At 71.1% G+C, this 12,458-nt stretch carries 10 protein-coding genes, 1 pseudogene and 1 riboswitch; of the genes and pseudogenes, 3 read left to right on the top strand and 8 right to left on the bottom strand.

Translation table 11 applies throughout. From position 1 onward, the window contains the following. Window positions 1-113: 113 nt before the first annotated feature. From WME82_RS06860 to WME82_RS06890, 7 genes are all read right to left on the bottom strand, one after another. On the bottom strand, window positions 114-713 hold the full coding sequence (locus tag WME82_RS06860) for a DUF3267 domain-containing protein (protein ID WP_438042159.1): 600 nt from the start codon (window positions 711-713) through the stop codon (window positions 114-116). Window positions 714-756: 43 nt separating this feature from the next. After that, on the bottom strand, window positions 757-1,419 hold the full coding sequence (locus tag WME82_RS06865) for a TfuA-related McrA-glycine thioamidation protein (protein WP_438042160.1): 663 nt from the start codon (window positions 1,417-1,419) through the stop codon (window positions 757-759). Beyond that, entirely contained in the window at window positions 1,403-2,764 is a 1,362-nt protein-coding gene (locus tag WME82_RS06870; RefSeq protein WP_437868433.1) for a YcaO-like family protein, read from the bottom strand. Before WME82_RS06870 ends, WME82_RS06865 begins: the two co-directional genes overlap by 17 nt. Before the next feature lie 24 nt (window positions 2,765-2,788). Beyond that, window positions 2,789-3,853: a T3SS effector HopA1 family protein gene (locus tag WME82_RS06875; RefSeq protein ID WP_438042161.1), complete on the bottom strand. Its 1,065-nt coding sequence runs from the start codon at window positions 3,851-3,853 to the stop codon at window positions 2,789-2,791. Further along, window positions 3,850-4,926 (bottom strand): phosphotransferase family protein, encoded by a 1,077-nt coding sequence (locus WME82_RS06880; RefSeq protein WP_438042162.1) that lies wholly within the window; start codon window positions 4,924-4,926, stop codon window positions 3,850-3,852. The genes WME82_RS06875 and WME82_RS06880 overlap by 4 nt, the downstream gene beginning before the upstream one ends. 212 nt (window positions 4,927-5,138) lie before the next feature. Further along, complete coding sequence (locus WME82_RS06885; RefSeq protein WP_437868441.1) at window positions 5,139-5,312, bottom strand: hypothetical protein; 174 nt, start codon at window positions 5,310-5,312, stop codon at window positions 5,139-5,141. Between the two features lie 248 nt (window positions 5,313-5,560). Beyond that, window positions 5,561-7,402: a vWA domain-containing protein gene (locus WME82_RS06890; protein ID WP_438042163.1), complete on the bottom strand. Its 1,842-nt coding sequence runs from the start codon at window positions 7,400-7,402 to the stop codon at window positions 5,561-5,563. A 436-nt stretch (window positions 7,403-7,838) separates the two neighbouring features. Between WME82_RS06890 and WME82_RS06895 the strand changes: the two are divergent. Beyond that, window positions 7,839-8,806 (top strand): annotated as a pseudogene (locus WME82_RS06895) (IS110 family transposase). Window positions 8,807-8,916: 110 nt separating this feature from the next. After that, window positions 8,917-9,945 carry a lipoyl protein ligase domain-containing protein gene (locus WME82_RS06900; protein WP_438042164.1) on the top strand — a complete coding sequence of 343 codons (1,029 nt, stop codon included), beginning with the start codon at window positions 8,917-8,919 and terminating at the stop codon, window positions 9,943-9,945. Window positions 9,946-9,951: 6 nt separating this feature from the next. Here the strand turns inward: WME82_RS06900 and WME82_RS06905 are convergent, their stop codons facing one another. Then, window positions 9,952-11,409 carry an aminotransferase class V-fold PLP-dependent enzyme gene (locus tag WME82_RS06905; RefSeq protein WP_438042165.1) on the bottom strand — a complete coding sequence of 486 codons (1,458 nt, stop codon included), beginning with the start codon at window positions 11,407-11,409 and terminating at the stop codon, window positions 9,952-9,954. Between the two features lie 36 nt (window positions 11,410-11,445). Next, a riboswitch (SAM riboswitch) is annotated at window positions 11,446-11,560 on the bottom strand. A gap of 90 nt (window positions 11,561-11,650) precedes the next feature. Here WME82_RS06905 and WME82_RS06910 point away from each other — a divergent pair. Continuing rightward, the gene (locus tag WME82_RS06910; RefSeq protein ID WP_438042166.1) at window positions 11,651-12,253 is read left to right on the top strand and encodes a gamma-glutamyltransferase; all 603 of its coding nucleotides are present in this window, start codon (window positions 11,651-11,653) and stop codon (window positions 12,251-12,253) included. Window positions 12,254-12,458 lie beyond the last annotated feature (205 nt).

A 12,458-nucleotide genomic window follows, 5' to 3' on the forward strand; every position in this document is an offset into this window, starting at 1 on the left:
CCGCGCGTCGATGATCTGGCGCGCCCCGCTACAGTCGAGGTGGTGATGTCCGAAACCACATCGGCGCCCTCCGCATTCCGGACATCACCTCTCGACACCCGCCGGTTTGAATTTCAATTCTCCCGGGAGGGTCCTGGCAGCGCATGGGACCGTGATCGAGGAGGCGCGCCGGGGTGGCCGCCGACCCCTCCGCGGGTCAGCCAGAGCGCACGGATGTCCCCGCTGGCCATCACCAGGAGGATGAACCCGTAGAACGTCAGCCAGCCCAGCCCCGTGGCGATCCCGACGACTGCAGGAAGGACCCCCAGAACGACGGCCGGCAAGAGCAGCGACCGAACATAAGCGCGGCGGCTCAGCGGCGCGTGACATCGGACGAAGACCAGGAGCTGCGAGAGGCGGACGACGAGCTCGATCCGCCGCCACGGCACCCGCCCGAAGACGACATACCCGACGGCGTGCAGCAGCTCGTGCACACCCAGGCTGACCGCGAACACGAGGACGATCGCCCACCGCGACAGATCCACCGGGAAAGCAAAGGCGCCGCGATCGATGAGCTCCTCGTGGAGAGGTCTGCCCCACAAGAGGCGGTGCGGCACGAGCGTCGCGAGCGCAGCTGCCGGGAGGACCAGCGCCGCCGTCAAATACGCGCGCGCCGACGGCTGCGCGGCGCGCGCCGGCGGCGCGGAAGGGATGGAGGAAGGGGCGCCGCTCATGACTGGCTCGCTGCTCTCCGTCCTTCTCTCCCCTTCACGCGGTTCACCCAGCCTCGGCAAAGCGCTTGATCTCCCGGAGGAGGAGCAGCGCGTCGTCCCGCTTCGCGTCGGGAGCCCTCGTCTTGATGTAATCGGCAAGGGCAAGCCGCTCCCCTTCAGGGACCTTCCCCTCGGCGAGGCGCAGCATCATCGGATAGGTCCGATCCGGGAAGTAGACGGCTTGAATCAACCGCAGCAGCGTGCGCTCCGTCTCGGCACGGATCACCTGCTCCCGGACGGCACCCTCGAGCGCGATCCGTATGTTGACGAGAGGCACCGACGTCGCCCGCCCGCTGTCCGCGTCGTAGACGAGGGCCACCTCGTCTTCCGCCGTGAGGACCTCGGTGTGGTACATCTCGAAGATGCGCCCCACGCCGATCATGCCGTAAGGATGGAGCTCGACGGCGCGGAGCGCGCCCATGCTCGAGGAGCCGAAGACCTTGACGCCGGCGTCGAGCGCCGTCAGGAGCTCCTTGGGCGAGATGGCGAAGCTCTGAAAGAACTTCCCGTCGATGACGCCGATCAACCTGGGCGGCGCCTTCATCAGCGCGTCGATGTCGCCGCGGCGGATCGGCGGGCGGTAGTCCGCCTCCAGGACCCGCCGGGCGTCGTCCACCGGAAGGCTCGGGCCGATGAAGACGACGATCTGCTCAGGAGAGAGGGGCATTGTCCAAACCTCGCGGCCGGCGCAGGCGGTTCGCGTTCCAGTACTTCGTCGCGCGCTTGCCGATGCGACAGTGATCGGCGGCCCATGACTCGGCGCCCGGCACGATGACGCGCGTCACCGGGACGCCGAGGTCCGGATGCGTCAGGTCGACCTCGATCGCCGTATCGAGACCGACGGAGCGGAGCCTGTCCAGCATGAGCTTGATGTCGTCCAGCGTGTCCTCATTCCTGGTGCGCTCGACCTCCTGCAGCGACTTCTTCTCCTCGCTGGCCCGGATGAGCCAGTTTTTCTGGTTGATCCGGGCAACCCGCCTCGTGTGCGCCATGAACGGGGGGACGTCGTCGGTGGGCTCGCTCATGTCCTCGCGCACGCCCTGGATGTCCACCGCGCGGCTCTGCGCGACCTCCGTCAAGGCGCGTGTCGCGGCGATGATCCTGTCGGGGTGCGCCCCCGCGCCCAGGTGCGCGCGCGGCAGCGCGGGCGCGACGTCCTCCACGACCGTCGCGATCATCACCGGGATCCCCGTGTCGGACGAGACATGGCGGATCCGCGCGGGCAAGCCCGCGGCCGCGAACATCTCGAAGACCCTCTTCAGGTCCCCCTCGAACGTCGCCGGGTCCAGCTCCGGATAGAGGTCGCCGTCGTCGTCGAAGGGCTGCTCCGTGCTGCCCACCCACTCGATCTTCGGGAGGCCGGCCTTGGCGCGCGCGGCCTCCCAGTGCGCGCGGGGGAGCCAGTGAGAGAGCACCTCCGCGATGGTCCACGAGTCCCGCTCGATGATCTCGCAGAGCGCCTGCGACACCGCCTCTTCGTAGGTGTTGCCCGCCGAGAGGCCGTTGCTCGAGCTGACGGCGAAGCTGCGCAGCCCGGTGTCGAGCTCCGCGAACAGCCACGCGAGGTCGTACGGCACCAGGACCTCCTCGCCGGTGGCGAGGTCGTGCCCCACGGTCCACGCCGCCTCCTTTTCGTGCGTGTAGCCCTCGACCAGCGGCAGCAGGATCGTCTTCGGGTCGAGCGCACGGCGCTCCCTGGACAGCCGCGCATAGGACCCCCGGATCATGGGCCCGCGACCGCCGAGGCCGGACTGACGCTCGAAGGCTTCCATGATGGCGCCGGCCCTGGATCCCTCGTGGGTCGCCCCCTTGCCGTTGTAGACCGACAGGATGTCGCGGGATCGAGGCACCACCGAGCTCCACACCGGAAGGCCGATGCGGTCGAGACCGGTGATGTCAGCCACGCGGGTGATCCCCGCGCGCTTCATCAGCGGCCTCACGTGCTCGAGCGTCTCCTCCGGCGTTCTACAGCGGTGAAAATTGGGCAGCTTGGGCGAGCTCTTGAGTCGCATGTCGCTCCTCGAAACCGGTGAAGGTCATACGATGTCCAGCGGGGCGAAATCGTCCGACGAGCCTGGGTTCAGGTACGGGGACATCGGGTTCACCCCCCCGTGCTCGAGCTCGCGCAGGATGTACCGTCTCCGGCCCTCCGCGCTCTCGACAGCATCGGCGAACGCGCGCGTGAGGCCGCGAGCCACCAGGGTGCAACGATGCTGGCCGAAGCTCGGCCGGAACACGCCGTCCGTGGCCGGCTCCTCGGCGACGGCGATGCCCGGCGCGAGCGGGCGCGTGAGCGACGGGGTCTCCGCGTTGAGGTGAGCCCTGAAGGCGCGGACCATGCCTTCGAGGACCGGCTTGACCCGCCCGTAATCCTCGCGCAGGACGTAGGCCACCGCGGCGTCCGGGCGGGGATAGAACCGCGGATTGTTCAGGACCTTGAGCGAGAACTGCGACAGCGAGGGGCTCAACGCCGCCGTGAGCAGCTCGACGAGCGGCGGAGCGGCCTGCGGATCGACGTTGATGTAGATGCGCAGGAGCGGCTTGCCCGCTTCAGGGGCCGCCGGGCCCCGATCCCCGACGGCCGTGTAAAAGCCGGGGTACATGTAGGGCCGATGGTGGGGGAAGCGAATGGACACGACCGGGGGCGCGCCCGGCGGCACATCGCCGGCAAGGTCGCTCTCCCGCACGAGGAGCGTGATGCCGGCCTTGCGCGCGAGCCACTCCTCCTCGTGGCGACCGACGATCTCCCAACCGCCGTCGGCGTATCCTTTGCCTCGGTTGGCCGAGCGGAGCGAGAGGCCGAGCGCCTCGTCTTCGCGCGCTCGAATGGGGACCTTGGAGATCTCGTTGCTCCGCGCGTTGGCCGCCTCCCTGGGATCCCTCAGGTAGAAATGGCCGTAGATGAAGTGCGCGAAGCCCGCCGGAACAGCGGGCGCCCGCGCGTCCGGCGAGAGCGCCGGCAAGCCGTGGTCCGGATGGTCTTCGACGTCGGGCTGCGCGACCGGAACATGGACGAAGTCTCCATCACCCGACACGCGGAGCTCGGCGGCCATCCTCCCGAACACACGAAGGTACGGGTTGTTCGCTGCGGTGCGCGTCACAGGAGCCCCTTCGCGATGATCCGCCCAGCGTGCCTGGGCTGGCCGACCAGGGTTCGCCCCAGGTGCAGAGAGTAGAAGGCCGCCGGGTGGATCCCCCCGATGCTCTCGAGAGAGCCCAGGACGCGATGCAGCAGGAAGACCCCGGCGAGCTGCACACAGCGATCGATGAAGCCCTCGGGCCCGGACAGCGTGCGCCCGGAGGCCTCGGCGTAGCTCTCCAGAACCACCTGGATGGCGTGCTGGACACGATGGAACGGGATCGACGCGCCTCGAACCCAGGAGGCGAAGTCGCTGCCCTGTTCGGCGCGGATGGATTCGACCCAGTAGTAGAGGAGCTGCCCGATCAGGGCGCCGAGATCCCACAGCGGGTCACCCCAGCCGCCCATCTCCCAGTCGATGAACACGGGGCTCGGGTCGCCTCCGGCGGCGGGGTCGATCAGGATGTTGTCATCCCGGAAATCTCCGTGGATGAGGCAAGCGGGGCGCCACCCCGCGCGCGCCGCGCCGAGGGGCTCGCTGAGGGCCTGCATGACCGCGAGCAGGAGGACGAACCCGTTTCCCGGCGCGCTGGCGAGGTCGTCCGGCGTGATTCGATCGTAGCTCGGAACGGGGTTGATCGCCTGGTAGGTCGCGCGCTCCTCGTCCGTGAGCTCCGCCGCCGCCGATACGGTGTGCATCGTCGCGAGCCGTCCGGCGGTCGCGCGCAGCAGGGGATCGGCCGGCGGGACCCCGAGGGAGTGGATCGTCCGGTGAAGCGGCAGGCCCGCCGTCACGGTCACGTTGTCGGGCTCGTCGTAGACGACGAAATTCGCAAGGACGTGCCTGAGCCCTTCGAGATCTTCGCGCTGCGAGACGAAGCGCAAGAGCATCCCTTCTCGGCGAGCACCCACGGGGGGGATGGCGGCGAAGGGCTGCTTCAAGAAGAGCGGACGGTCTCCTTCGGTCTCGACGAGCGCGGCGAACGCTCGCCCCGACAGGAGCGTCACCCGGACGTCGCCGCGCGGGCGGAGCAGGCCGTGACGCACGAGCCACCCCTCGACGCTCGCAGCCTCGAGATGCTGGATGTTCCCCAAGGAAGCCAGCCGCGCGTCGCGGTGGAGAGGAGACGGGAGGCTGCCGCCCCATGTCATCCCACCGTTGGGGCCCTGCGGTGAATCTGACCGAATCTTGGTCATGAGAGGATATCGACGTCGACGAGGGGTTCAGGACGTGGGGGACGAGACGCTCGTCCCGGTCACGACATGGCAGCCTGCGAACGGAGGGGTCGAGCGCGCGGGCTCCGCGGCTACTTCAGGACCTGCGCGAGCGCCAGGGCCGATAGCAACGACGACTGCGCGGCTGTTGTGTAGTTGGCGAGCACGTACCGCTCGAGGGCCTCGGGCGTGATGTCACAGCCGAACAGGTCCATCTCGCTGGCGCCTTGCTCGGTCACCTTGTCGTCCTGCTTGATCTCTTGCATGGGAATGTTCCTTTGCGGTGAGAGAATCCATTGCTCGCCATGGCGGTAAAGGTCATGGCAGCATGAGCAACTTACGTAGCCATGTCGGTGCCCGTCAATCGATTTCCGGCGAGCGGACCCGCCGGAATGGCCATGCGGTGCGCGATGCGCGATGCGCCCTCGCCACGACGGCGCGCCGGCGGGCATGACGTCAGCGCAAGAAGTTACCAGGCCATCTGTAAATGGGGTCGAGAGAGCGATGCTGGAGGTCAGCGCCCCGTGGGCGTCCCCGACTGAGCGAGCGCCTGGACCGCTCGCCATAGCTGGGTCACCACGTCGCGATCCAGGCCGACGGTAGAGAGCTTCCCGAGGCACCCGGCGCAGATGTGACCGGCCTGGAGCTTGATAGCCACGTCGGCCTTCTGCTGGCAGAGGTCGAAGAGGCAGGCGAGGGTCTCGGTGTGCAACAGCTTCGCGGGCTCATAATCGGCGGAGAGGGCGTGCAGCCCGTAGAGGAGCAGCTCGTACGCCACGAAGGACGCGGCTGGCAAGGAGATGAGCTGATCCAGGCCGGCCAGCGAGATCACCGCCGTCCGGTGTCCCGGATGCCAGTGCGAGAACCAGCGGTCCAGCAGGGGCTGCTCCACGAAGACCACCTTGAGGGCGCCGGGATCCAGCGAGTCCGCGTAGGTGGCCAGCTCGTCCTCGCCGCGCTGCGAGAGCGGACCGGCAGGGATCGAGGCCCCCTGGAACGACACGTCCACGTCGAAGGCCGGCGCGCCCTTCACACCGCCGAGCGCCTGGGATGCCGTCCGGAGCAGCGGGCCCAGCCGGGCAGCCGTGGGGACCCCGAGGACCCGAGGGCCGGGCCGGGCGCGGCCGCGGCCGCGGCCGCCCATCTTCATGGCCATCATCGCGTCGTAATAATGGCTCTTCTTGCTCAGGGAGGACATCGGCCTGGAATAGGCGTCTCGCTCGGCGTCGAGCCGGTCCGCCTCGGCCCGGATCTCGGGATCCCCGTCGGCGTAGCCCCGGAGCCGGCTGGCCGCGTCGGCCAGCGTGGACGCGGCTTCCTGCCACCGGCGATCGTCGTTGAGCCCCAGGGCCACCCGGCGAGCGCGGGCGGCGTCGAGCGCAGCCGCGGCCCGGAGCACCTCCGGATCCGCCGGCTGGGCGCACGCCTGCTCCTCCGCGACCCGAGGCCATGCCAGCGTCCAGGGCTCCTTCGACAGCGCGCCGTCCCGGTCCGCGAGCGCGACGTCGACCAGGAGCGTCTCGCCGATCGCGCCGGCGGGGAAGCGCAGCCGGAACATCGGGGCCAGCACCATCCCGCCCGGGAGCGAGCCAAGCGAGAAAGAGCAAGTCCCGCCGTCGCGGGCGCAGGGGTAGTCATTGAGCGACTCCACCTCGACGCCCTCGGGCGCGCGGATCAGGAGCGCGGCGTCGCGGGCGACCACGGAGAGCACCTCGCCGATCTCCCGGCCGACGAAGCCGGGGAGCTCGTCGGCGCGCGCGGCGAAATAGAAGTTGCCGCCGCCCTCCTCGGAGAGGCGGCCCAGGAGGAATTCATTGAAGCCCTCGCCCAGGCCAATGGTGCTGGTGGTCACCCGGCGCAGCCGCTGGGAGCGGGCGTGGGAGGTCAGCTCGTCGGGCGAGGTGATCCCGTGGTTGGCCTGGCCGTCGGTGAGCAGGAGGACGCGGCCGATGGCATCCTCGGGCAGGTGCGCGCTCACCTCGGCGCAGCCGCGGAGCCAGCCGCCGCCCAGGTCGGTGTTGCCTCGCGCGGTTACCGTGTCGAGCGCGGCCTCGGCGCGGAGCCGCGCCCCGGGCGTGGCCTCGGTGGAGGGGATGGGCACCTCGACCTGGTGGTCGAAGGTGACCACGCTGAAGCGGTCGCCGGGCTGGAGGGTGCGGATGGCCTGGCGAGCAGCTTCCAGCGCGAGCCGGAGCTTCTCGCCGGACATGGAGCCGGAGCGGTCGATCACCAGCGAGAGGTGGACAGGCTTGCGGGCCTGGCTCCCCTCGGGCCGGGGTACCGTGATCTCCACCCGGAGCAGTCGCTCCGCGGGCTCGGCGGGGAGCCATGGTCGATCGGGGCGGGCGTTGAACATGGCACCATGGCACACCCTGCCCCGGGCTGCCGTCAACGGGTCGATGGCTCTCGCAGGCCGGCAGATCGCAACGGTTCGGCCCCACGGAACAGTCCTGCCAGGGATCTGCCTCGCGAGCCGGGAGAGAGTTCAACGCAAAGGCGCAAAAATGCACGAGATTTGTTCTTTTGGCGCCTTCGCGCCTTGTATGTTCCGCGAGCGTTCTGGATCCACGTCGTCGTCGTACCGAGGGGGGGCCGGGGGGGAGACCGGCAACCTGTGGATTTGTGGACAATTTCGCGGCGAGCCGCCACAAAGCTACGCGTGGCAGACCGTTCGCGCCTTGGTCTTGAGGCCGTCGCAAAGCATGGGTCGCCACGCCGTAGGTCCTGGATAAGCCCGCACGGCTGCCTGAGGCATAGCTCGCATCGTTCGCAAGGATGGGCTTCTGGGGCTGATGTTTCCGCGTTTCAGTGAGGGAAAGGTCGACGTGTCCACGTTCGTAGGGATCGATGTCTCGAAGGAGCACCTGGACTGGGCCGTTCATGGCTCCAGCGCAGGGGGGCGGCTGGCGCATGACGAAGAGGGCCTGCAGGCGCTGGTGGACCAGCTACGCGAGCTGTCGCCGACGCTCGTCGTGCTGGAAGCTACCGGTGGGCTGGAGATGCGGGTGTTGGCGGTGCTGAGCGTCGCGGCCGTGCCCGTGGCGGTGGTCAACCCGCTCCAGATCCGCAACTTTGCGCGCGCCACCGGCCGGCAGGCGAAGACCGATCGGCTCGATGCCAAGTGCATCGCGCACTTTGCCGCCGCCGTGCAGCCGCCGCTGACGCCGATGCCCGAGGCCACGACGCTGGAGCTGGAGCTGCTGCTGGCGCGCCGGCGCCAGTTGATCACCATGCTGGTGGCCGAGAAGAATCGGCTCTCGGGCTTGGTTGGGCCCCGCCGCGTCGCGCGCGTCGTCAGCAGCATCAACCGCATCATCGAGACGCTCGAAAAAGAGCTGAAAAAGCTCGACGGCGAGCTCAAGGACAAGATCGAAAAGAGCCCGCTCTGGCGCGCCAAGGACGAGCTGCTGCGCTCGGTCCCCGGCGTCGGGCCCGGCACCTCGCGCACGCTGCTGTTCGACCTGCCCGAGCTGGGCACGCTCAACCGCAAGCAGATCGCCGCGCTCGTGGGCTTGGCTCCGTTCAACCACGACAGCGGCAAGATCAAGGGGCGCCGAGCTATCTGGGGTGGACGAGCCTCGGTGCGATCGATGCTCTAGCCTGCATGCGCTTCAACCCCGTGATCCGCGCCTTCTACGACCGGCTGAAGACCGCCGGCAAGCCTACGAAGGTCGCCCTCACGGCGTGCATGCACAAGCTGCTCACCATCCTCAACGCGATGGTGAAGGCGAACCGACCCTGGCAGGTCGCCGCCGCTTGACAAAGAACACGGCTGCTTTGCGTTGAACTCTCTCTCCGGAGCCCTGGCAGGCGGTGCTGGCGACCGCCGCATCGACGCGCGTCGAGCTTCACGCCAAGGAGACTCCCTCGATGCCCGCCATGCACTCGCTCCCGCCGGTTCACCGCCCTCTCGAGGACGCGCTCGCGCTCGGCCCCGCGCTGCTCGCGCGCGCCCGCTCCGCAGGGGAGGCGCCCTGGCTCGCCGCCAGCCTCGTCGAGGGGCCTGCCGTGGTGCTGGGCGCGGCCCAGCGCGCAGCGCGTGTGGTCGACCTTGCGGCCTGCGCCGCGCGCGGCGCGAAGGTCCTGCGGCGCGCCACGACGGGCACCGCCGCGTTCCTCGGCGGGCGCGGCGTCGTGTGGACCCTCGCGCTGCCGCACGCCGCCGCGCTCGCGCCCGACGCCACGGCCCGGACGCTCCTCAACCGCAACGTGCGCGGCTTTCTCAAGGGCTTCTCCCGCGCCGGCGCGCCCGCCCATTACTTCGGGCGCGAGTGGATCTCGCTGCAGCACCGCCCCGCCGCGCTGCTCGGCCTCGACGCCACGCCGGACGGCGCGGTCCTCATCGAGGTCTTCGCGGGCCTCGACGCGGCGCCCGCGATCCCCCCGGAGCTCGCGGCGCCGGACGAGCGCGTCATCGACCGCTGGCTGGGCAAGGCCCCGGCCGCGCTCTCCGAGGTCCTCCCGGCGCGCCTCTCGCTCGAGGCGCTCGCGCGCGCCGTCGTCGAGGGGGTCGCCCTCCGCGCCGCGCTCCCGCTGATCGACGGCGGCGAGGCGCCCGAGCTCGCGGCCGAGCGCTTCCAGCCCGTGACCGCGCCCGACGACCCGGTGCCGCCGGGCGCCTCCGCCGCGGCGCTGGCGCGCGTGCCCATCGGCTGGATCGAGGCCGCGGCGCTCTCCGACGATCCGCACGTCCCGCACCTCCCGCACGTCCCGCCGGCGCGCGCGTGGCTCGGCGGCGACGTGCTCACGGCGCGCTGGCTCCTCGACGCGCTCGGCCGGGGGGATGCGCCGGCGCGCGGCGAGGACGTCGACGCCGAGGCCTCGCCGCTGGAGGGGGCGACCCTCGCCGACCTGCGCGCGCTCGCGCGGCGCGCGCTCGCCCTCGCGCCCGGGGGCTGATCCGCCTCAGGGGGGCGCCTGGCAGGGCGCGAGCTGGCTCGCCAGGGGCCCGAGCGCCGCGCTGGCCGCGCCCCCGGCGAGCAGGCCCGCCAGCGCAGGGCGCGGGCGAGGATCCGGATCGGGGACATGCCGCCCTCCGTCGAGGCGATAACGCCAGCGGGGACCCCGGGCGACGAGCTCGGCGATCGCGAGGAGGAACCGATCGATGTCCGCCGCGCTGGTGCCGACGCCGAAGCTCGCCCGCACCGCGAGGGGCACCGCCGCCGCGCTCCCGCTCGCCTCCGGCGCGCGATCCCCGGCGAGCGCCGTCATGAGCGGGTGCGCGCAGAACGAGCCGTCCCGCACGCCGATGCCGTGCTCGGCGCTCAGGGCCGCGGCGACCGCGCCGGGATGGAGGCCCCGGACATTGAACGTCACGACGCCGATCCGCGGGCTCTCCGGGCCCCACATCGCGAGGCGCTCGACCCCGGGCACGGCGCACAGGCCGCGCGTGACGCGGTCGAGCAGGCTCGCCTCGTGCGCCGCCACGGCGGACATGCCCACCTCGGAGAGCGCGCGGCACGCCGCCGCGAGCGACACCGCGCCGACCACGTTGGGCGTGCCGGCCTCGTGGCGGGGCGCGCCGCTCGCCCATTCGACGCCGTCGTGCGTGACGCGCCGGACCGCGCCGCCGCCGGCGAGGTAGGGGCGCGCGGCGTCGAGCCAGTCGCCGCGGCCGACGAGCACCCCGCCGCCGAAGGGGGCGTAGAGCTTGTGACCGGACAGCGCGACATAATCGGCCCCGATCCCGGCGAGCTCGATCGCGCGGTGTGGAGCGAGCTGGGCCGCGTCCACGGCGAGCCGCGCGCCGTGGCGATGGGCGACCGCGGCGAGCTCCGGGAGCGGCCACAGCTCGCCCGTGACGTTGCTCGCCCCCGTCACGGCGAGCAGCCGATGGCGTGAGAGCACGCCGCGCAGCGCGCCGTCGGCCCGCGCGATCGCCTCGTCCGCGCTCGCGGGCACCGGGAGGACGACGGACCGACCGCGCCTCCACGGCAGCTGGTTCGCGTGGTGCTCCGAGGCGAACATCACCACCGTCGTGTCCTCGGGCAGCGCCGCGGCGAGCAGGTTGAGCGCGTCGGTGGTGTTCCTCGTGAACACCACCGTGTCCTCGTCGCGCGCTCCCACGAAGTCCGCCACCTCCTGGCGAGCGGCGGCATAGAGCTCCGTCGTCACGGTGGACGCGAACCCCGCCCCGCGGTGCACGCTGCTGTACCAGGGCAACAGCGCCGCGACCGCGTCGAGCACCGAGCGCAGGCACGGGGCGCTCGCCGCGTAATCGAGGTTCACGTAGCCCACCCGCTCGCCGGTGACGAGCGGCACGGAGAGGTCCGCCCCGACGACGGGCAAAGGGAGCGCGCCGAGGGCAGGCGGCGCCGGCGCGCCCGCGGCAGGGCGCGAATCCACGAGGGAAGCGATCGACATACCACCTCACGAGTCCAGGGGACTCCGGGCGACCAGAGTCCGCGCTTGCCCGCCGCACATGCGGCCGGCCAGGTCGTCACCCGGGACACCCCACCGCGGATCGGAGGGTTGTCGGCCAGCGAGCCGGGGCTACGCGCTGGCGCTCATGACCTGCCGAACCCATTACCGCGATGGTTGCCTTGTGGCAAGGACCGGCTCGACCTCACAGCCGCCCGCTCGGCTGCGAACGCCGGTACGGCGGTTGCATTGTGAATCTCCGGGGCCGCACATCACGGTCAGCGACGCCGCCGGGAACATCGTGTCCTATACCTGCACCATCGAGTTCGAGGGCGGCAATGGCATCGTCGTCCCGGGGTACGGCTTCCTGCTGAACAACGAGCTCACGGACTTCAACATCCCGCCCGACCCGAGCTCGCCGCACCCCAACGCGGTCGAGCCGGGCAAGCGCCCGCGCAGCAGCATGAGCCCCACGATCGTCCTCAAGGACGGCAAGCCCGTGCTCGCGCTCGGCTCGCCAGGCGGGTCCACCATCATCACCACGGTGCTGCAGATCCTCGTCGGCCATATCGATCTGGGCCTCCCCATCGACAGGGCGCTCGCGGCGCCGCGCCTGTCGCAGCGCAACTCGGGCGACGGCGCCACCGACGCGGAGACGGCGTTCCTGAGCGCCCCGGAGGCCGAGGGGCTCGCGTCCCTGGGCCACGTCCTCTCCGACGCGGGCACGATGGGAGGCGAGATCGGCGCGGCCACGGCCCTGCGCTTCGACGGCGATGGGACCGTGACCGCGGTCGCCGAGCCGGTCCGGCGCCACGGCGGGAGCGCGATGGTCGAGCAGGAGCGGTGAGCGCGGCGCGCGCGCCCTCGGGGCCCGGACCCGACGGCTGCCCCGAGCCTCCCGGAGGCGGGGCGCTCAGGGCGCCGGAAGCCAGGCGCTGCGCCAGCGCGGTGAACCAGTCCTCGAGGTGCCACCTCCGCGCGATCCGGTCGGGCGAGGCCCGTCGCGCGATCCTGGTGTTGATGGGGCAGCAGTCGGCAAGCAACCGTGATGC

This window comes from Sorangium sp. So ce128, from assembly GCF_051525245.1.
In the GTDB taxonomy this organism is placed as follows: domain Bacteria; phylum Myxococcota_A; class Polyangia; order Polyangiales; family Polyangiaceae; genus Sorangium; species Sorangium cellulosum_B.